This window comes from Nocardia sp. NPDC050793 (assembly GCF_040654065.1).
Lineage (GTDB): Bacteria > Actinomycetota > Actinomycetes > Mycobacteriales > Mycobacteriaceae > Nocardia.
Genome location: NZ_JBFAHG010000004.1, coordinates 46,527 through 65,233, shown reverse-complemented (window position 1 = coordinate 65,233; position 18,707 = coordinate 46,527). Strand labels below are relative to the sequence as shown.

Annotated in this window: 17 protein-coding genes; 12 read left to right on the top strand and 5 right to left on the bottom strand. The window is 70.3% G+C overall.

What is annotated here, in order from left to right:
• Window positions 1-119 precede the first annotated feature (119 nt).
• Genes AB0H50_RS14815 through AB0H50_RS14795 form a run of 5 tightly spaced genes read left to right on the top strand, consistent with a single transcriptional unit; the run spans window position 120 to window position 4,874 of the window.
• A complete protein-coding gene (locus AB0H50_RS14815; RefSeq protein ID WP_357451755.1) occupies window positions 120-2,789 on the top strand; it encodes a nitrate- and nitrite sensing domain-containing protein in 2,670 nt (889 codons plus the stop codon).
• 19 nt (window positions 2,790-2,808) lie between these two features.
• On the top strand, window positions 2,809-3,240 hold the full coding sequence (locus AB0H50_RS14810) for a roadblock/LC7 domain-containing protein (protein WP_357451752.1): 432 nt from the start codon (window positions 2,809-2,811) through the stop codon (window positions 3,238-3,240).
• Entirely contained in the window at window positions 3,237-3,677 is a 441-nt protein-coding gene (locus tag AB0H50_RS14805; RefSeq protein ID WP_357451749.1) for a DUF742 domain-containing protein, read from the top strand. The genes AB0H50_RS14810 and AB0H50_RS14805 overlap by 4 nt, the downstream gene beginning before the upstream one ends.
• 28 nt (window positions 3,678-3,705) lie before the next feature.
• A complete protein-coding gene (locus AB0H50_RS14800) occupies window positions 3,706-4,281 on the top strand; it encodes an ATP/GTP-binding protein (RefSeq protein WP_357453371.1) in 576 nt (191 codons plus the stop codon).
• A gap of 35 nt (window positions 4,282-4,316) precedes the next feature.
• On the top strand, window positions 4,317-4,874 hold the full coding sequence (locus tag AB0H50_RS14795) for a sugar O-acetyltransferase (protein WP_357451746.1): 558 nt from the start codon (window positions 4,317-4,319) through the stop codon (window positions 4,872-4,874).
• A 127-nt stretch (window positions 4,875-5,001) separates the two neighbouring features.
• On the opposite strand, the gene AB0H50_RS14790 is transcribed toward AB0H50_RS14795, so the two are convergent.
• Entirely contained in the window at window positions 5,002-5,502 is a 501-nt protein-coding gene (locus tag AB0H50_RS14790; protein ID WP_357451743.1) for a nitroreductase/quinone reductase family protein, read from the bottom strand.
• A 158-nt stretch (window positions 5,503-5,660) separates the two neighbouring features.
• Between AB0H50_RS14790 and ppc the strand changes: the two genes are divergently transcribed.
• Together ppc and AB0H50_RS14780 are read left to right on the top strand one after the other, a co-directional pair.
• Window positions 5,661-8,435, top strand: a complete 2,775-nt coding sequence (gene ppc / locus AB0H50_RS14785) for a phosphoenolpyruvate carboxylase (RefSeq protein ID WP_357451740.1) — start codon at window positions 5,661-5,663, stop codon at window positions 8,433-8,435.
• Window positions 8,436-8,658: 223 nt separating this feature from the next.
• Window positions 8,659-9,951, top strand: a complete 1,293-nt coding sequence (locus tag AB0H50_RS14780; RefSeq protein ID WP_357451737.1) for an amino acid deaminase — start codon at window positions 8,659-8,661, stop codon at window positions 9,949-9,951.
• Between the two features lie 189 nt (window positions 9,952-10,140).
• On the opposite strand, the gene AB0H50_RS14775 is transcribed toward AB0H50_RS14780, so the two are convergent.
• The gene (locus AB0H50_RS14775) at window positions 10,141-11,106 is read right to left on the bottom strand and encodes a WYL domain-containing protein (RefSeq protein ID WP_357451734.1); all 966 of its coding nucleotides are present in this window, start codon (window positions 11,104-11,106) and stop codon (window positions 10,141-10,143) included.
• A gap of 62 nt (window positions 11,107-11,168) precedes the next feature.
• On the opposite strand from AB0H50_RS14775, the gene AB0H50_RS14770 reads away from it, so the two are divergent.
• Window positions 11,169-12,713, top strand: coding sequence for an epoxide hydrolase (locus AB0H50_RS14770; protein WP_357451731.1), 1,545 nt, complete (start codon window positions 11,169-11,171; stop codon window positions 12,711-12,713).
• Window positions 12,714-13,032: 319 nt separating this feature from the next.
• On the opposite strand, the gene AB0H50_RS14765 is transcribed toward AB0H50_RS14770, so the two are convergent.
• Entirely contained in the window at window positions 13,033-14,028 is a 996-nt protein-coding gene (locus AB0H50_RS14765) for a YafY family protein (protein ID WP_357451728.1), read from the bottom strand.
• Window positions 14,029-14,091: 63 nt separating this feature from the next.
• Here AB0H50_RS14765 and AB0H50_RS14760 point away from each other — a divergent pair, with 63 nt between their 5' ends.
• Complete coding sequence (locus AB0H50_RS14760) at window positions 14,092-14,580, top strand: pyridoxamine 5'-phosphate oxidase family protein (protein WP_357451725.1); 489 nt, start codon at window positions 14,092-14,094, stop codon at window positions 14,578-14,580.
• A 56-nt stretch (window positions 14,581-14,636) separates the two neighbouring features.
• On the opposite strand, the gene AB0H50_RS14755 is transcribed toward AB0H50_RS14760, so the two are convergent.
• Together AB0H50_RS14755 and AB0H50_RS14750 are read right to left on the bottom strand one after the other, a co-directional pair.
• Window positions 14,637-14,972 carry a transglycosylase family protein gene (locus tag AB0H50_RS14755; RefSeq protein WP_357451723.1) on the bottom strand — a complete coding sequence of 112 codons (336 nt, stop codon included), beginning with the start codon at window positions 14,970-14,972 and terminating at the stop codon, window positions 14,637-14,639.
• 986 nt (window positions 14,973-15,958) lie between these two features.
• Window positions 15,959-16,735 (bottom strand): isocitrate lyase/phosphoenolpyruvate mutase family protein, encoded by a 777-nt coding sequence (locus AB0H50_RS14750; protein ID WP_357451720.1) that lies wholly within the window; start codon window positions 16,733-16,735, stop codon window positions 15,959-15,961.
• 76 nt (window positions 16,736-16,811) lie between these two features.
• Here AB0H50_RS14750 and AB0H50_RS14745 point away from each other — a divergent pair, with 76 nt between their 5' ends.
• The 3 genes from AB0H50_RS14745 to AB0H50_RS14735 all read left to right on the top strand — a co-directional run bounded on the left by AB0H50_RS14745 (window position 16,812) and on the right by AB0H50_RS14735 (window position 18,192).
• Window positions 16,812-17,000, top strand: a complete 189-nt coding sequence (locus AB0H50_RS14745) for a hypothetical protein (RefSeq protein ID WP_357451717.1) — start codon at window positions 16,812-16,814, stop codon at window positions 16,998-17,000.
• A gap of 99 nt (window positions 17,001-17,099) precedes the next feature.
• Window positions 17,100-17,639, top strand: coding sequence for an RNA polymerase sigma factor (locus AB0H50_RS14740; protein WP_357451714.1), 540 nt, complete (start codon window positions 17,100-17,102; stop codon window positions 17,637-17,639).
• A gap of 79 nt (window positions 17,640-17,718) precedes the next feature.
• Entirely contained in the window at window positions 17,719-18,192 is a 474-nt protein-coding gene (locus AB0H50_RS14735) for a peroxiredoxin family protein (protein WP_357451711.1), read from the top strand.
• Window positions 18,193-18,707: the final 515 nt, after the last annotated feature.

The following is an 18,707-nucleotide window of genomic DNA, read 5'->3' as shown; positions in this document are numbered from 1 at the left end:
TCGCGTCCTTTTCGCCGGATTTTCGCGTTGACACCCGCCCGCGCCTTGTGACAGCTTGCTCCTGATTCCGCGCGTTCGTCCCCGAACCGTCGCGGTCGCAGTTCGCGAGGAGCGGGGTGGTGCGTGTGCGTTGGAGGCCGCAAGCGGGCGGCGCGGCAACGGTTTCGGCCGTCGCACCGGAAGCGTCCGGTGTCGGCAGGATAGTTCGGCCGCGCACCATTCGGGGCCGTTTGGCCAGAATTCTGGTCGTTTCGCTGACCCTGGTGCTCACGCTGCTCGGCATCACCCTCGCCAGGGAGATCCAGGCGTTCCAGCGCAGCGGCGACACGGTGGACGCGGTCTCGCTCGCCCTGGTGGTGCAGGACCTGCTGCACGAGGCGCAGCGTGAGCGCGGTCTGAGCAACGGCCTGCTCGGCGGTGACGTCCGGCTGCACCAGGCCGTCGCGGACCAGCGGGGGGCGACCGACCGCGCGCTGCGCGCACTCGACGCCGAATTGTCCGGCGGCGCGGCGGGTTCCGCTGAGATCCGCGCCGCGGTCGGTCAGCTCGCCGGGTTGCCCGCGGTCCGTGCCCAGGTGGACACGGGCCGGATCGGCCGGGCGGCCGCGTTCCAGTTCTACACCGACGCCATCGACGCGCTGAACCGTCCGAGGCTCGGCCTGGATCAGGCCCGCGACGCCGAGGTGCGGCACGGTCTGCTCGCGCTGTACGCGCTCGGCGAGGCGAAGGAACAGACGGCGCGTGAGCGCGGCTTCCTCAACGGCGTGTTCGCCGCCGACGGCTTCGAGCCCGGCGAATACGTCCAGTTCCTCGATATCAGGGCCGCCAAGCAGGCCGGGCTGGCCGCCTTCGCGCGCGACGCCACCGCCGCGCAGCGCGACCTGCTCGACACCGCGCTGCGCGGCGCCGAGGCGACGCGGGCGGCCGAATCCGAGCGCGTCGCCATCGATTCCAGCGCGGGCCCGCTGGTGCGGTCGGTGGATCCCGGCCTGTGGTGGGCGCAGATGACGGCCGTCATCGACGAGCAGCGAGCCGTGCAGCAGGCGGTCGGCGACGCGGTGCGCCAGCGCGCGGCCGACCTGCGACAGGTGGCGGCGCGGACCCTGGCCGGATTCCTGATCGCCACACTGCTCGCGATCGCGGTCGAGATCGCCCTGGTGGTGGCGGGCGTGCGCGCCATCGTGCGTCCACTGGCGGCGCTCGCCGCCGAGGCCGACGACGTGGCGGGGCGGCGGCTGCCCGAGGTGATCGCCGCCTGGCACGCCGGTGGCGATACGCAGCCGCCCCGCCCGCAGCCGGTGCGCACGCCGCCCGGTGCCGCAGTCGAGATCGCCGCCGTCGCAACCACTTTGGACCGAGTGCAGGCCACCGCCTATGACCTGTCCTCGGAACAGGCGCTGCTGCGCCGCAACAGCACGGAGTCGATGGCCAACCTGGCCAGGCGCAACCAGAATCTGGTGCGCCGTCAGCTCGGGTTGATCAGCGAATTCGAGCGCGAGGAACTCGATCCCAAGGCGCTGTCGAATCTGTTCGAGCTCGACCACCTCGCCACCCGCATGCGCCGCAACGCGGAGAGCCTGCTGGTACTCGTCGGCGAGGGCAGCCCGCGCCGCTGGGCCGAACCGATCGCGCTCACCGACGTGATCCGCGCTGGCTTGTCCGAGGTCGACGACTACCGCAGGGTCGTGCTGCGCCGGATCGACGACGTCTCGATCGCGGGGGCGGTGGTCAGCGAACTCGCGCACATGCTCGCCGAGCTGATCGAGAACGGACTCGCCTTCTCCCCACCGGATCTGGAAGTCGAGATCTATGGTCGCAAACTGCCCGGCGGCTACCTGCTCGCGGTCGTCGACCACGGCGTCGGCCTGCCACCCGGGCAGCTGGCGGAGGCCAACGCCCGCCTGCGCGGCGACCGCGACTTCCTGGTCGCCCCGACCCGCTATCTCGGGCACTACGTGGTGGGCAGGCTGGCCCGGCGACTCGGCATCGACGTCGAATTGACGATCGCGCCGGTGAGCGGCATCGTGGCCCGGCTACTGGTGCCGACGGAACTCCTCGGCGGACAGCAGAATCCGCCCGCGCCGCCGGTCGGTGGGGGTGTGACGGCAGCAGGGGACGGCGTCCTTCGTCCGGAACCGGACACGGCAAGCTCTTCCCTGGCGGTTGTCGGTGCAGGCATCGGCGGTGCGGCGATGGCGCGGGAGGGTGTCCGTCGCCCGGAACTGGAAGCGGCGGGCTCTGCCCGCGAACTCGTCAGTGCGCCAGGGCGATTCGGTCCATCCCGCGAGGGTGTGGCGGCAGATGGATATCCGTTGTCCGCGCAGTGGCCGGCCGCATCCGGTTCACCCCGCGAATTGCCCGGTGCGACAGGGGAGTTCCGCACGAACGGCGTCGGTGCAACCGACAACGAGCGACGAGCCGTCCCGCAGGCGCCACGCACAACGGTCGTACCGATCGAAACCGTCCCGGCCCCCGCCGCCGCAGGCGAATCGCCGTGGTTCCGCACCGCACAAGGCGACCGGCAGCCGCCGGTCCAGCGCACCCGGAACGGACTCGTCAAGCGCACCAAACGACCTCGCTCCGCCGAAACCCCGGCGGCGCAGCACCCTTCGCCCCCGCGCCCGCCCGTCGCCCCGGCCGTCGAGCGATCGCCGGAGGAGGTGCGCGGCATGCTGTCGGCGTTCCGCACCGGGCACCAGCGCGGCGGCGCGCCCGCGCAGCGCACCCTACACCCGGCCGAGAACGCCACGCGCGAGGCCGATCTGGCCCAGACCACCGCAGAGCAATGACCACCGCGAAGGGGAGCCCGTGACCACACACCTGCAACAGACCGCCGACCCGCACACCTTCAACTGGCTGCTGGCCAACTTCGTCCGCAACACCGACGGCGTCCGCGACACCGTCGCGGTCTCCTCCGACGGCCTGCTCATCGCGATGTCGGAGGGCTTGGATCGCACCGGAGCCGATCGGCTGGCCGCCATGGTGTCCGGTCTGGCCAGCCTGGCCAGAAGCGCCTCGCGCAGTTACGAGTTCGACGGCCTGAAACTGATCATGATCGAGATGAAGCGCGGCTTCCTGCTGGTCTCCGCGCTCGGCGACGGCAGCTGCCTCGGCGTGATCGCCGAGGGCGGCTGCGACGTCGGACTGGTGGGCTACGAGATGGCGGTGCTCGCCGAACGTGCGGGCGCCCTGCTCGATCCCGCCCTCGTCTCCGAGTTGCGAGAGACGTTGCGCAGATGAGAGATCCGGACCGGCCGCGCCTGCCGGACCCGCGGATGATCCCGGTGACCGAGTCGTTCGGATGGTTCGATCCGAGCCGTCGCGCACCGACCCGTCCGGCCGAACCGATCGCGGACGCGGACGCCTTTGTGCGTCCGTTCGTCGTCACCGCGGGGCGCACCACCCCGCTGCTGGACGGTCTGCGCATCGAAACCCTGGTGCAGGCGCCGCCCGCCGCGCTCTCGGCCCCGCTGCGCTTCGAACAGCGCACCGTGGTGATGCTGTGCCAGCGGCCGCATTCCATCGCCGAGATCGGCACCGCGCTGCGGGTGCCGGTGGGCGTCGCGACGGTGATCGTCAGCGATCTCGCGACCGCGGGCCACGTCACCGTCCGCGACGCACCAGAGCTCTCCACCGCAGCCATCGAGAGGATCAGGGATCTTGTACGGGCACTCTGACTTGCGGGTTCCGCCCGCCGACCCGGCGATGCCTTCGTCGGTGAAGATCGTCGTCAGCGGCGGCTTCGGCGTCGGTAAGACCACCTTCATCGGGGCCATCTCCGAGATCGAGCCGTTGGTCACCGAAGCCGCGATGACCGAGGTGGCGGTCGGCGTCGACGATCCCGGCCACCGCACGGACAAGACGCAGACCACCGTGGCGCTCGACTTCGGCCGTATCACGCTGGACAGCTCGCTCATCCTGTACCTGTTCGGCACGCCGGGCCAGGACCGCTTCGTGTTCCTGTGGGACGACCTGGTGGACGGCGCGCTCGGCGCGGTGATCGTGCTGGACACCGACCGTGTCGAGGACTGCTATCCGGTGCTGGACTACTTCGAGGAGCACGGCACCCCGTTCGTCGTCGTGGTGAACCGTTTCGAGCACGGCCCGCGCTTCGAGCTCGACGAGGTGCGCGAGGCGCTGGGGCTCGACGACTGGATTCCGATCCTGGAATGCGATGCGCGGCAGCGTGATTCGGTCAAGGAGGTGCTGGTCGGTCTGCTGGAACAGGTGCTGCTGCACCGTCTTTCGGCGCCGCACCTGACGGCGCGCGAAGTCGGCTGAGTCGCCGGACGCGCCGCTGGGCTAGCGTGGTCCGGGTGGGCGAGCACAAGCAGCGGATGCTGCGCGGGGAGTTGTACAAGGACAGCGATCCGGAACTGGTGGCCGAGCGGCGGCGCGCGCAGTCGCTGTGCGACGCGTTCAACCGGACCGGTCCCGAGGAGACCGAGCGGCGCGAGCAGGTGCTGCGGCAGTTGCTCGGCAAACTGGGAGACGGGTCCTGGATCATGCCCCGATTCCAGTGCGACTACGGCTATCTCATCGAGATCGGCGCCAACAGCTTCCTCAACTACGACGCGATTCTGCTCGACTGCGCTCCCATCACCATCGGCGACGACGTCTCCATCGGGCCGCGCTGCCAGCTGCTCACCGCCCTGCACCCGATGACCGATCACGAGGCGCGTCGGCAGCGCTGGGAGTCCGCGGCGCCGATCGCGATCGGCGACAATGCGTGGTTCGGCGGCGGCGTCATCGTCTGCCCCGGCGTCACGGTCGGCACGAACACGGTGGTGGGTGCGGGCAGCGTGGTGACCCGCGACCTGCCCGACGGCGTATTCGCGGCGGGCAACCCGGCGCGGGTGATCCGCTCGCTCTAGCCGCTCCGTGCGGCGCCTTCCGGCCATACGGCATCGACTGGCACGCCACGCTGACGCGCCAGCTCGACCACTGTCCCAGTGCTTGCCCGCCTGCCCGTCCTCGCCATCCCACACCAGGCGATCCGGGTTACTCTGCAGCGCGGGTGAGCACCGCGATCGGCATCCGTCGCGAACTGAGCGCCTGGTAGGTGGCGAAGTCCGGAACGTGCGCCACCAGCACCCGCCAGCGCGCCGCGTACTCGTCCTCATCGGTTACCACCCGCGCGGTCACCGGCCAGGACTCGTGGCCGAACCGCGCTTGGCCGCCGCCCGCCGCGACCATATTGCGCCACCAGCTCGGCGGCTTCGGGTGGCCGCCGAACGAGCCGCTGACCAGCAGATCGTCACCGTCCGGGACGTACATCAACACGACGGACCGCGGTTCGCCGGTCTTGCGTCCCGGCATGGTCAGCTGGAACACCGGCCGCCCCAGCCACTTGCCGAACCGGGTGCCGCCGAATCGAGCGTAGAGCCTGCTGTGCAGGCGGCCCTGAAGCCTGCTGAGCGCGTTCAACCTGGTGGAGCCGAAGTGGGTGACCCGGCCGCTGAGGCTGAGCCGGGCGGGAGTGCTCGGGGGCTGATCGGCCATCAGAATCCCTCGGGTTCGGCGCCGTCGTGCCGCCCAGGCTACCGGGGCGATCCCGCGGTGTCTCCCCTCTCGGCCGCCCGCCGTCGGTGGCCCGGGTGACTGTGATCCGGGCACCTTCGTACCGCTGTCCGGCCGGTCCCGGCAGTAGGGTCGATGCCATGACCGAACCGCGGATCGAGACCGAACAGGACGCGACCCGGCCGCTGCGCGACGACATCCGGTTCCTGGGTGGCGTACTCGGCGACACCATCCGCGACCACGAGGGCCCCGAGGTCTTCGACCTGATCGAGCGGGTGCGCATCGAGGCGTTCCGGGTGCGGCGCGAGGAGGTCGGGCGCAGCGCCGTCGCGGAGATGCTGCGAGGGGTGGACATCGCGGTGGCGCTGCCGCTGATCCGAGCCTTCACCTATTTCGTGCTGCTGGCCAATCTGGCCGAGGACATCCAGCGCGATCGCCGCCGCGCCGTGCACACGGGCGCAGGGGAACCGCCGCAGGACTCCTCGCTGGCCGCCACCTACCGCAAGCTGGACGCCGCCGCGTTGAACCGCGCGGAGGTCGCCGACCTGCTGACCGACGCGCTGGTCTCGCCGGTGATCACCGCGCACCCCACCGAGACTCGCCGCCGCACCGTCTTCGACAGCCAGACCAAGATCACCGAGCTGATGCGCCGCCGCCAGCGCTACGCCGAGACCGAGCCGGAGCGCGCCGACCTGGAGCTGCGCATCCGCCGCCAGGTGCTCTCCCTGTGGCGCACGGCCCTGATCCGATTGGCGCGCTTGCGGATTCAGGACGAAATCGCCGTCGGCCTGCGCTACTACGAGCTGACCCTGCTCGACGTGATCCCCGCGATCAATGCCGAGGTGCGCGCCGCGCTGCGCTCCCGCTGGCCGGGCGCCGACCTGCTGAACCGCCCGATCCTGCGGCCCGGCTCCTGGATCGGCGGTGACCGGGACGGCAACCCCTACGTCACCGCGGACGTCGTCCGGCACGCGGCCGCGCAGGCCTCGGCGGTGGCGTTCGGCCGCTACCTGCGTGACCTGGTCGAACTGGAGAAGACGCTGGCGCAGTCCGCGCGCCTGGTCCAGGTGACCCCGGAGGTGGCGGCGCTCGCGGAGGCGGGCTATCCGGATCCGGCCCCCCATGCCGACGAACCGTATCGCCGTGCGCTGCATGCCATTCGGGCCCGCCTGACGGCCACGGCGACCGCCGGGCTCGGCGCGCCGCCCGCCGACGGGATCGCGGACACCGACGCCTCGCCGTACCCCACACCGCGCGCCCTGCTCGACGACCTGGACGCCATCGACGCCTCGATGCGGGCCACCGGCGACAGCCTGCTCGCCGACGACCGGCTCGCGGCCCTGCGCCACGCCGTCGAGACCTTCGGCTTCCACCTCCAGGGCCTGGACATGCGGCAGAACTCGGAGGTGCACGAGCAGGTCGTCGCGGAGTTGCTCGCCTGGGCGGGCGTGCACGCCGACTATCGGAGCCTGCCGGAGCACGAGCGGGTCGACCTGCTCGCCGCCGAGTTGCGCACCCGGCGGCCGCTGCTCGGCCCGCACGCCCGGTTGAGCGACCTGGCCGCCGGCGAGGTCGCCATCGTGCGGGCCGCCAAGGACGTCGTCGACACCTTCGGCGCGGAGGCCGTGCCGAACTACATCATCAGCATGTGCACCTCGGTCAGCGACATGCTGGAGGCGGCGTTGTTGCTGAAGGAGGGCGGCCTGCTCGATCCCGGCGAGCCGGACGGCCCGTCGCACTGCTCGGTGAACATCGTCCCGCTGTTCGAGACCATCGAGGATCTGCGGGCGGGCGCGGACACGCTCGCCGCGGCGCTCGAGGTGCCGGTGTACCGAGAGCTGGTGGCCGCCAAGGGAATGCGGCAGGAGGTCATGCTCGGCTACTCCGATTCCAACAAGGACGGCGGGTATCTGGCCGCGAACTGGGCGCTGTACCGCGCGGAGCTGGACCTGGTGGACGTGGCCCGCAAGGCGGGAATTCGGTTGCGGCTCTTCCACGGTCGCGGCGGCACCGTCGGCCGCGGCGGCGGCCGCAGCTACGACGCCATCCTCGCCCAGCCCGCGGGCGCGGTGCACGGCTCGCTGCGGCTCACCGAGCAGGGCGAGGTGATCGCCGCCAAGTACGCCGAACACGGTGCGGCGCATCGCAATCTGGAGTCGCTCATCGCGGGCACCCTGGAGTCGACGCTGTTGGACGTCGAGGGACTCGGAGCCGACGCCGAGCCGTCCTACGAGCTGATGGACGATCTCGCGGGGCGGGCGCGCGCCGCGTACTCGCGGCTGGTGCACGAGACGCCGGGCTTCGTCGAGTACTTCCGGCAGTCGACGCCCGTCGCGGAGGTCGGCGACCTCAACATCGGCAGCAGGCCCGCCTCCCGCAAGCCCACCAACTCGGTGGCCGACCTGCGCGCCATCCCCTGGGTGATGTCCTGGAGCCAGGCCAGGGTGATGCTGCCCGGCTGGTACGGCACCGGGACCGCGCTGGAGGAGTGGGTCGGCGGCGATCCGGACCGGCTGGCGACGCTGTCGGACCTGTACCGGCGCTGGCCGTTCTTCCGGACGGTGCTGTCGAATCTGGCGCAGGTGATGGCCAAGAGCGATCTCGACATCGCCGCGCGCTACGCCGAGTTGGTCGACGACGTCGCGCTGCGCGAACAGATCTTCCGCATGATCCGTGACGAGCACGCCAGGACCCTGCGCATGCACGCCGCCATCACCGGCTACGACGAACTGCTCGCGGACAACCGGTCGCTGGCGGAGTCGATCCACAACCGCTTCCCGTACCTGGAGCCGTTGAACCAGATGCAGGTCGAGCTGTTGCGCAGGCTGCGCGCGGGCGACGACTCGGAGCTGGTCAAACGCGGCATCTTGCTGACGATGAACGGCCTGGCCACGGCGCTGCGAAACTCGGGATAGGTAACTCGGGTCGCCGAAAGGGCGCTGAGGCTCTGGAGCCGCCTCTGTCTGGACGACCTCGAACAGTCCGCGCGAAGAACCGCGGCGCGAGGCTGTCCGGCGACGAGGCGAGGTGCGCGGATCCGACCGGCGTCGCCTCGTGCGGCCGCCGACGGTGCGGCCGCGCAGCACAGCTCCGAACACGGCGGATTCGCGACGGCGCGGGTTCGCGGAAAGGAACACCGTGGCGATCGACGAGAAAGCCGTTGCCGCACTGTCCGATCGGGTACTCGGGCCGGAGCACAAGGGGCTGCCGCCCGCCGCGTGGGGGCGCACCGTCCGCGAGTTCCTGGCGACCGAGCCGTTCCTCGATGGCTTCGAAACACCGATGCTGACCCTGGATCGGGCGGCGCTGACGACCAACCTGTCCGTCATGGGCGACTGGGCGCGAGCGGCGGGTGTGCGGCTGGCCCCGCACGGCAAGACCACCATGGCGCCGCAGCTGTGGTCGGAGCAGCTGGCGGGCGGCTGCTGGGGCATCACGCTGGCCACCGTCTGGCAGGTGCAGCTGGCGCGCGCGTTCGGGGTGTCATGTGTCGTGCTCGCGAACTCGCTGGTCGATCCCGTCGGATTGCGTTGGGTGGCAGGCGAGTTGGCGCGCGACCCGGGTTTCGAGTTCTACTGTTGGGTGGACGACGTCGCCGCCGTGGCGCTGATGGACGAGATACTGGCGGGCGAGCCGGACGGCGTCCGTGTTCCGGTTGTCGTCGAGCTCGGCGGTCCGCACGGACGCACGGGAGCGCGCACCGGCGCGGACGCGGTCGCGGTCGCCGACGCGGTTCAGCGGTCGCGCCGCTTGGCACTCGCCGGTGTCGGGGGCTACGAGGCTGCGCTGGCCCACGATCGCGGTGCGGAGGGCATCACCACGATCCGCCGCTACCTCGACGAGCTCGCCCGGCTGCATCGTGCGTTCGCGGACGGCGGACGCTACGCGGCGCGCGCGATCGTCACCGCGGGCGGCAGCGCCTACCAGGACCTGGTCGTCGAGTATTTGGCAGGGCTCGCGGACGAGCAAGGGGCACAAGGCGTTCCGACCACGGTGGTGCTGCGTTCCGGCGCCTACCTGATCCACGACGACGGTTTCTACGCGGGAATCTCCCCGCTTGCCACCGACCGCGCCGACCGGCCGCTGCGCTCGGCCATGCACGTGTGGGCCCGCACCGTCTCCCGCCCGGAGCCGGAGCTCGCGCTGCTCGACGCGGGCAAGCGCGACCTGCCGTTCGATCTGGGTCTTCCGGTGCCGCAACGTGTTACCGGTACCGCGCCGCCCTGCGCGACAGTCACCGCGCTCAACGATCAGCACGCCTTCGTGCACCTGCCCGGCGGCACTGCCGACGACCTGCCGGTCGGCTCGGTGGTGCGGCTCGGTCTCTCCCATCCGTGCACGGCGTTCGACAAGTGGCGCCTGATCCCGGTCGTCGACGACGCGGACGCCGCACGCCCGAGCGTGATCGACTTGGTGCACACCTTCTTCTGACCACACGCGTCAAGACAACAGCGCTCGAAGGAGGCGCAGCCCTTGTCGGGATCGAAATCTGCTGGGGGGCTGATCAACTGGTGGAGCGCCGCGCCGTCGGGGTAGTCCACCAGAATCTTGGCAACACCGCCGTCGGCGTCGAGACGTGTAGTCCGACCCTGGACTGGACCGGATGACTCCGGGAGTTGCTCAGGCGGGAAAGTCGCGCAGCGCCGCCGTGCATCGCGCCGCTTGGGCGCGCAAGGCGGTGACCAGCTCGGGCGGGCCGTCGAGCAAGGTGAAGTCGTGATCGACGGAAGTGATCATCCAGGTCAGCGCCTCCGGGGTGTCCGCGCCGACGTGCAGGCGGCAGCGGTGTTCGTCCACGGCCTCGACGACACCCATGCCCGGCCAGATTCGGGGACCGGCGTCCTCGGCCGAGGCGTGCAACAACACGGTCGCGCGCCAAGGCCAGGCGCGGTCGGACAGCCGCATCGAAAGATAGGCCGCCGCATCGCCTTCCGGCAGTTCGCGCGGCGTGAAGCGCGGGCCGGTGGGGGTGCGCGGAGTCAGCCGATCCACCCGGAAAGTGCGCCAGTCGGCGCGAGCCACGTCCCAGGCGACCAGATACCAGTGGCGGCTGAAATGCACCAGACTGTACGGTTCCACTTCTCGCGGCCCCGTCGACCCGTCGTGTGCGCGATAGTCGAAGCGCAGCCGCTCCCTGCGCTGACAGGCGTCGGCGACGGCCATAAGGGTGTCGGGTTCGACCGTCATCGCGGGCGCGCCGACCCGGACGGTGGCGGCGCGCAAGGTGCGCACGCGGTGGCGCAGCCGCGGCGGCAGCACCTGCTCCAACTTGGACAGCGCGCGCAGCGCCGCCTCCTCGATACCCGCGACCGTCCCGTCGGAGGCGCCGCGCAGCCCGACCGCCACGGCAATGGCCTCCTCGTCGTCGAGCAGCAGCGGCGGCAGCGACGCGCCCGCGCCCAGCCGGTAACCCGCCGTTCCGCGCGTGGCGTGCACGGGATAGCCGAGTTCGCGCAGCCGGTCCACGTCGCGGCGAACCGTGCGACCGGTGACGCCGAGCCGCTCGGCAAGTTCGGCGCCGGTCCAGTCGCGGTGGGTCTGCAACAGCGCGAGCAATTTGAGCAGCCGCGCCGAGGTCTCCAACATGAGGAAAGAATGCCAGCAACTTAGGAATGGAACTGTCCTAAGCAGCTCCTAGCGTGACTCGCATGACGACCGAACAGGACATCCGCCCCTTCCGCATCGAGATCCCGCAGGCACAGCTCGACCAGCTGCACACCCGCTTGGCCGACACCCTGTGGCCCGAGGAGCTGCCCGGCGTCGGCTGGGACAAGGGCATGCCGGTCTCCTACCTGAAGCCGCTGGCCGAGTACTGGCGCACCGGCTACGACTGGCGCGCCGTCGAGGCGAGGCTCAACGAGCTGCCGCAGTTCGTCACCGAGATCGACGGCGAGCAAGTGCACTTCCTGCACGTGCGTTCGCCCGAGCCGGACGCGCTGCCGCTGGTGCTCAGCCACGGGTGGCCGGCAACCTTCGTCGAATTCCTCGACGTCCTCGGCCCGCTCAGCGATCCGCGCGCGCACGGCGGCGACCCCGCCGACGCGTTCCACCTGGTCGTCCCGTCGCTGCCCGGCTTCGCCTTCTCCGGCGTCGGGCCGAAGGTGGGGGAGGGATCCACCGAGCATTACGCGCAGGTGGTCGCGAAGCTGATGGCGCGCCTCGGCTACGACCGGTACGGCGCGCAGGGTGGTGACGCGGGGTACTTCGTCTCGACCGAACTCGGCCGCATCGCGACCGAGCATGTCGTGGGCATCCACGTCAACGGACCGATCACGATGCCTTCGTGGGACGCCGAGTCGTGGGGCGGAGAAGGCGGCGAGTCCTGGGGTGGTGAATCCTCGGCGGCGGGCGGTGAAGTCGGCGCGCCATCGTGGGGCGTCGGCAACGACCAACCGGCGAGCGATAAAAAGAGCGCGGGCGGTGACGGCGGTGCGGGCGGTGACGAGGGCGCGCTGTCCTGGGGCGAGGGCGGTGACCAGTCGTCGGGCAGTGTGAAGGGTGCGGGCGGCGACGGCGGTGTGGGCGGCGGTGTGGACGCTCGGTCGTGGGGCGGTGAATCCTCGGCGGCGGGCGATGAGGCGGGCTCGCAGTCAGGCGGCGAGGGTGGCGAGCAGTCGTGGGGTGGTGCGAAGACCGCGGGCGGCGATCAATCCTGGGAGGCGGGCCGCGGTGCGTCCTGGGGCGCCGAGCAGTCCGGGTACAGCCCCGAGGATCAGGCGAAGCTGGCGCAGCTGACCGGCGAGGCGAGCTTCACCCGCTTCGGCTACGCGATGGTGCAGGCGGGCCGCCCGCAGACCCTGGCCATCGGCATGCACGATTCGCCCGCGGGCCTGTTGTCCTGGATCGTGGACATGTTCCAGCGCTGGACCAACCCGGCCATCGAGCTGCCCGAGGACGCGGTAGACCGCGACGCGCTGCTCACCAACGTCAGCCTCTACTGGTTCACCAAGACCTTCGCCTCCTCGATCCGGCTGTACGGCGAGGGCGAGGCGTGGGGCAGCGCGGCGAAGAACTCCGGCATCCCGACCGCCGCGGCGATCTTCCCCGGCGACTTGTCGATCCGCGCGATCGCAGAGGAGCAGCACAATATCGTGCGCTGGACCGAGTTCGACCGCGGCGGTCACTTCGCGGCTATGGAGGCGCCGGATCTGCTGACCGCTGACGTGCGCGCCTTCTTCCGTGACGTGCGCTGATCCGTTCCATCGGCGCTGTATCGGATTCGCGCTGCGCCAGCCAGCTCTGCGCCGCCCGGTCAGAGCTGCGCTGTCGTGCGTTGAACCGTGTTCGACCGCGGCGGTCACTTCCCGGCTATGGAGGCGCCGGATCTGCTGACCGCTGACGTGCGCGCCTTCTTCCGTGACGTGCGCTGATCCGCTACATCGGCGCTGTGCCGTATTCGCACTGCGCGGCTTCGCTGCGCGGTCAGGGCTGGGTGCCCGGTCAGACCTGTGCTGTGCTGGTTCGAGCCGCGCGCTGTGCCGGTCAGCTCTGTGCTGTGTTGTGCCGCGCCGGTCAGCTCTGTATCGCACCGCTGGATCCGCGCTGGCCGTAGCGGTCCGCCATCGCCGCCGCGGTACGTGCGAGCTGGGCGCGCAGCTCGGGTGGGTCGAGGATCTCGGCGTGCTCGCCGAGCGGCAGGATCCCGTGCGCCAGGACCGGGAACGACTCGGCGGCCAGCGTGACGATCACCCAGCCCGCGGCGTCCGGCTCGCTCATCGAGGCAAGCGCCTCGGCGACCGCGGCGGGTTCGAAGCCGAGCCGCAGCAGGCGCACGTGCCTCGCGTCGATCCGGCAGCGCGCCCGGACCCGCAGCATCGACCGCGCGAACTCGTGCTGCGCCGCGGCCCAGTGCGTTGCCAGCTCGAAATCGCCTGGCCTGCTGAAGAATTCGCCGGTCGGTGCGGCATCGAGGATACGGCTCACCCGGTAGGAGCGAATGTCGGCGCCTTGGCGGGCCACGAGATACCAGGTGCCCGCCTTGGACACCAGGCCGAGCGGGTCGAGGATCCGGCGCACCTCGCCGTCCTTGCGTCCGTAGCGGACGTCCAGCCTGCGGTCGTGCCACAGCGCGTCGGCGATGTTCGCCAAGGTCGGCGTCTCCTCGGGGCGGTGGAACCAGCCCGGCGCGTCGATGTGCACCCGTTCGGCGATCCTGGTCGCCCTGCCGCGCAGTTCGGGCGGCAGCGCCGCGAGCACTTTGAGCTGTGCGGTGGCCAGCACGGTGCCGAGACCGAGGTCGGCGGCGGCGTCGGGTAGCCCGGCCAGTAGGACCGCGTCGGCTTCCTCCGAGGTCAGGCCGGTCAGCCGGGTCCGGTAGCCGTCGACGAGCCGGACGCCGCCGCCACGGCCCGGCTCGCTGTACACGGGGACGCCCGCCGCGGAGAGCGCCTCGACGTCGCGGTACACCGTCCGGACCGACACCTCGAGCTCGGCCGCCAGCTCGGGCGCGGAGACCCGGCCCCTGGTCTGCAGCAGCAACAACAGCTGCACCAGTCGACTCGCTCGCATGTGCAGAAGACTAGCCGGAAACCTTGACGCGATCTGTCAGGTTTTCGGCGTAGCGTCCCCGGCATGACCTTTTGGACCCAGTTCACCGAAGAAGCGCCGAAGATCTCGACCGTCTTCAGCCGCCGCCACAAAGCGACCGGCAACCTGTGCATGCTTGCCACGCTCCGCGCCGACGGATCGCCGCGAATCAGTCCCGTTGAGCCGAGGATCTTCGAGGGCATGCTGGTCATCGTCGGCATGCCGGGCACGACCAAGTTCAAGGACCTCGCCCGCGATCCTCGGTTCTGCCTGCACACCGCGACGGTGGACACGATGGTCGGTGACGGCGACGCGAAACTGTTCGGCGCCGTCACCGACCTGCCGGACCGCGAACTCCACGCGCGGTTCGCGCAGAACCTGTTCGAGGAGAGCGGCTTCGATATCCGGGGCCAAGAGTTCGACCATTTCTATGTCGCCGACATCACGGGTGCGTCGTGCGTGGAGATCACCGACGACCAGCTCGCCATCACGATCTGGAAACCGGGCGAGGGCGAGCGCGTGGTGCGCAAATAACGCGACGGCCCTGTCACCCGGGGCGGGTGACAGGGCCGTCGAAGTCGGCGTTACGCTCAGAGGTAGGAGCCGCAGACCGGCCAAGCGCCGGGGCCCTGCGTGGCGAGCACGTTCTCGGCGACGCGGATCTGCTCCTCGCGGCTCGCGTCGGCCGCGGAGCCGGTGCCACCGTTGGCGGCCCAGGTGCTGTCGGTGAACTGCAGGCCGCCGGAGAAGCCGTTACCGGTGTCGGTCGACCAGTTGCCGCTGCTCTCGCACTGAGCGACAGCGTCCCAGTTGTGGCCGGAGGCGGAAGCGGTGGCCGTGGCCAGACCGAACGGGACGGCAACGAGGGCGCCGAGGGCGACGGTGAGGCCGGCGACACGGGTGCTGAACTTGCGGGTCTGAGACATATGGGTTTCCTGACTGCGCCCGCCGGCTCGACCAGCGATCGGTCGAGTCCCTGTCCCCAGTGGATGTCGGGGGTCTCGAACCGCGGGACAGGGTTGCCGGTGTTCGGCGGTTCGAGCTCGAGCCCGTCGCGTTCGATCGGGCCGTCACCGACGATAACGAATAAATCTCGGCAGATCACGTGGCAATAACGTCCGAATTGCCAGAACGCTCGGTCGTGCGAGTCGGCATTCGCGCAGTTGAGGCCGGTGAAATGGGTAATCGCGCCGGTGTGTTTCTCAAACGAAAATGTGGTTCGGATCACAGAATAAATGTGGTAACGGTCTCGTTCAGCGGAACGATTTGCGAGATTTGGGGTTGTTGCGGGGTCTGTCGGCCCCCGATCGGCGCGCAGGAATTGCGATGAAACGCCAGGTAGATCCACATTTACGCCTCGACAGCACCTCCGGAGGATTCGGGCGGTCGCGGAAAGAGAGTGGGGTCACAGATTTATATGTACGCGCATCAGTGAAGGGTGGTCGGCATCGTGTCGGGTCGTCGTGATCGCCGGGATGTGAGCGCGCACGACTCCTCGATTCGGTCGGCTTCCGCCGAGTGAATCGGCGCTGATCTCCTGGCGCGAGCGGTATTTCGCCGAAGCCGATATTCGCGTCGGCGAGTGCCGTTGGGGGAGTGTGGATTTCGGTGCGGACCACAGCGGGACAGGAGTCGGTTTCGGCGCGATGCCGGTCAGCGGTGTTCCGGCACCGACAACCTGCGACCGCCCCGCGCGGGCGCGATTGTGTCGGCCCACGGCGCCGGTGGACGGCAGGCTCATGGCAACGGCCGCGGCTGTGCCGACTCCGGCGGGCGGGCGTCGATACGAGCCGAGTACGTTGCGGTGCAAGCAATCTCGCAGAAGCGACCCTCGGCGATCCGAGGCCGAACCCAGCCGGGCATCTTTATCGACAGAGCGGCGACCGCCGTCGGTATTGGTTCGCACACCACCTCACGGCAGCGAGTTGGCCTGAATGTCGCGATAGCTCGGGATGCCCGCGGCGACCGGTCGTCCCGCGCGCACCGCGTCCGCCACGTCGACGGCCGCCGCCAGCGCCGCCCGGTAGAGCAGGGAGCCGGTGCTGATCCGCCGCACGCCGAGCGCCGCGAGCTCGGCGACCGTGGGGCCGCCGACGGCGTAGAGGATGTTGACCGGCAGCGGCACGGACTCGACCACCCGCCGGATCGCGTCCTGTTCGGTGAGCCCGGGGACGAAGAGCCCGTCGGCGCCCGCCCGCGCGTACCGGTCGGCTCGCTCCAGCGTGGACTCGGGGTCGATGCCCAGCCAGTGCGTGTCGACCCGGGCGTTGACGAACACCGCGGGCGTGCGCTCCTTGATCGCGGCGATCAGCGTGGCCTGGTGTTCGGGGTCGGCCAGTTCGGCGTCGGCCCGCCCGTCCTCGATGTTGACGCCAGCGATGCCGAGCGCGTCGAGCTCGGCCACGAACTCCGCGACCTCGCCCGGCTCGTCACTGAAGCCGCTCTCGATGTCGACGGTCACCGGCACGGCGAGCCGCGAGAGCCGCCGTGCCAGCGCAAGGGTCTCCGCGCCGGTGACGCCGGTGCCGTCGGGCACGCCCGCGGCGGCCGCGACGCCGAGGCTGGTGGTGCCGATCGCCGGGAACCCCTCGGCGGCCAGCACGGCCGCCGACGCGAAGTCCCACGCGTTCGGCAGCACCAGCGGGATCGAGCGATGGTGCAGATCGTGGAATGCCGTCGCCTTGTCCATAGCGCCGACGGTATCCCTCGAACGCCGCTCCGGCCGGAATTCGCCGTCGCCCCCGACGCCTGACACGCTGTCCCTCGTGAAATCACAGGGTGCGCTCGACCGGCCGTGCTCACAACAGCGGGTCGCCGAGTACGCGGCCACCTCGGTGTTTCCGACCGGCTGCACCGACGGGACCGCCGTGCGTGTGCTCATCCCGTTCGTCGCCGAGCGGCGCCGCGACTTGGTTCGAATCCTTTCTCGGCCGGGGACGCTCTTATGGTCGTGACAATCGAACCGAGACGAAGGACCGCGCTCCAGGTCGGTGCGGTCCTACCCGCGGCGCACTCGCCAACCACCGCGCCGGACTGCCGGGGAGGTGGATGGAGTGGAACGCGGATGGGCTGGTGAACAGCTCGTGGCGGCGGCCAAGCGTGGTGACGAGGAAGCGATCTCCGCGATCGTGTACGGCGCTCATCCGCACGTGCGGCGCTTCGCGTACCACTTGTGCGCGTCCTCCGACGACGCCGAAGAGGCCGCCCAAGAGGCACTGATCACCCTGTATCGCAAGATCGGGACGCTGCGCGCCACCACGGCCCTCGCGTCGTGGATGTTCCGCATAGTCCGCAACGAATGCCTGCGCCGGGCCCGATACCTGCTCGTCAGCAGGCCGGAGACCGCTGTAGCCGCCGAAGACGCCGTCGCCTCCGCCGAGGACGAGGTCTTGCGCAGGCTCGACGCCGACGAGCTCGCCCACGCCATCGCCGCGTTGCCCGATCTCCAGCGCAGCGTCCTGATCATGCGCGATGTGCTGGGTTACCCCGGACGGACGACAGCCGACATGCTCGGCCTGAGCGTCGCGGCGATGAAATCGCAGCTGCACCGCGCACGCGCCGCGATCCGGAACAGCCTCGGCCACCATCCATGACCTCGGCCGCCGCCGGATCGTCCGCGGCCGCCACTCCCGAGAACAACTCCGCCCTCCTGAATCGAAGGGAAGTCCCGCCATGCTCACCTCCGGATCGCCAGCGCCGGAACTGGAACTCGAAGACACCGCCGGGCAGGCTTGGCGTCTGTCCGACCACCGTGGCGCGCACGGCGCGCTGCTGTATTTCATGCGGTCGACCTCGTGCCCGATCTGCAACCGGCATGTTCGTGACCTCGTCGCGCGCCGGAACGAGTTCGACGTCGACGACATCCGTGTCCTCATCGCGATACCCGAGGGCCGCGACGCCGGGCTCGCGTGGAAGACCGACCACGGCATCCCGTTCCCTGTGCTGGTCGGCTCGGCGGGAACCCCGCACGAGTCGGTCGGCCTGACCCGCAAAGTCTTCGGTTCGATGCAGCAGTCCGGCAGCATCCTCGTCGACCGCGACGGCATCGTCCGCCACGCCCACGGCGCCACGCTGCCCACCAGCAGCTACGACAGGAGGGGCATCATCGCGGCCATCGACGCCATGCGTAGCCGCACAGGTTCCTGACACTCGGCACGCGGTCCCTCCGCCTCGCCGTCGACGCCTGCGCTTCGCGTGGCGCGGCGGCGAGCGCGTCACGCGCACTTTCGTCAGAGGGACCTAGTGCCGGGGTGCACGACCGGGATGTGCGGCACACCGGCCCGTGCCGTCTCGAGTTCGACATAACTGCTGGATCCGGGTACGTGCGCCACCCGGTAGGCGCCGGTATCGTGGTCTCGTCTTCGCCCGGTCGCTCGGGCAGCTGGGCGGCGCGCCGGCGACCGTCCCGAGATCGAGTCCGGGGGCCATCGGCACCGGACTTTCCGATCCGATCTTCATCGTGGTTTCCGGAATCGGATCGATATTTCCGCCGCGCTGGGTAACCCCACCGCTGTGGGTGTCGTTCGTGCTGGCCGTCGCGGCGGCGGGGATGTCGGTCCTCCCGCCGCGCGCGCCGTCGATCGGGAGCTCGCCACCCCGAGTTCGAACGCTTGTCGCACCCCGTCCATGAATGGGATTGCATAGTCGTGCATAATCATTTC

What these genes read in the sequence shown, in the direction of transcription:
- AB0H50_RS14805 (WP_357451749.1), top strand. Translation starts at nt 3,237, where the DNA reads ATGAGAGATCCGGACCGGCCGCGCCTGCCGGACCCGCGGATGATCCCG.
- AB0H50_RS14800 (WP_357453371.1), top strand. Translation starts at nt 3,706, where the DNA reads ATGCCTTCGTCGGTGAAGATCGTCGTCAGCGGCGGCTTCGGCGTCGGT.
- AB0H50_RS14790 (WP_357451743.1), bottom strand. Translation starts at nt 5,502, where the DNA reads ATGGCCGATCAGCCCCCGAGCACTCCCGCCCGGCTCAGCCTCAGCGGC.
- ppc (WP_357451740.1), top strand. Translation starts at nt 5,661, where the DNA reads ATGACCGAACCGCGGATCGAGACCGAACAGGACGCGACCCGGCCGCTG.
- AB0H50_RS14775 (WP_357451734.1), bottom strand. Translation starts at nt 11,106, where the DNA reads ATGTTGGAGACCTCGGCGCGGCTGCTCAAATTGCTCGCGCTGTTGCAG.
- AB0H50_RS14770 (WP_357451731.1), top strand. Translation starts at nt 11,169, where the DNA reads ATGACGACCGAACAGGACATCCGCCCCTTCCGCATCGAGATCCCGCAG.
- AB0H50_RS14765 (WP_357451728.1), bottom strand. Translation starts at nt 14,028, where the DNA reads ATGCGAGCGAGTCGACTGGTGCAGCTGTTGTTGCTGCTGCAGACCAGG.
- AB0H50_RS14760 (WP_357451725.1), top strand. Translation starts at nt 14,092, where the DNA reads ATGACCTTTTGGACCCAGTTCACCGAAGAAGCGCCGAAGATCTCGACC.
- AB0H50_RS14755 (WP_357451723.1), bottom strand. Translation starts at nt 14,972, where the DNA reads ATGTCTCAGACCCGCAAGTTCAGCACCCGTGTCGCCGGCCTCACCGTC.
- AB0H50_RS14750 (WP_357451720.1), bottom strand. Translation starts at nt 16,735, where the DNA reads ATGGACAAGGCGACGGCATTCCACGATCTGCACCATCGCTCGATCCCG.
- AB0H50_RS14735 (WP_357451711.1), top strand. Translation starts at nt 17,719, where the DNA reads ATGCTCACCTCCGGATCGCCAGCGCCGGAACTGGAACTCGAAGACACC.